Below are 235 nucleotides of genomic sequence, written 5' to 3' on the forward strand. Positions count from 1 at the left end.
CCTAGGGCGGAGCAAGGAGCGAAGCGACGCAGTGCAGACCCTAGGATCCATGCCGCGACGGTGATGCCATGCTCCGGCAGTGAAAGAAACCGAGCCCCTACCAGCCGGTTCCACGAAAGAGCTCGAACCATTCCGGGTTGGCCTTCTCGATCAGCTCGATCTTCCATTGGCGTGGCCAGCGTTTCAAGGACTTCTCACGTTGGATCGCATCAGTGATATCGAAATACTCCTCGTA

The 235-nt window shown here is 57.4% G+C and carries 1 pseudogene; it reads right to left on the reverse strand.

Annotated features, from left to right (window positions below):
* Positions 1-97: 97 nt before the first annotated feature.
* A pseudogene (locus EOB49_RS38555) lies at positions 98-235 on the reverse strand (GIY-YIG nuclease family protein); the annotation flags it as partial.

Source organism: Mesorhizobium sp. M7A.F.Ca.MR.148.00.0.0, from assembly GCF_003997735.1.
Classification (GTDB): Bacteria; Pseudomonadota; Alphaproteobacteria; order Rhizobiales; family Rhizobiaceae; genus Mesorhizobium.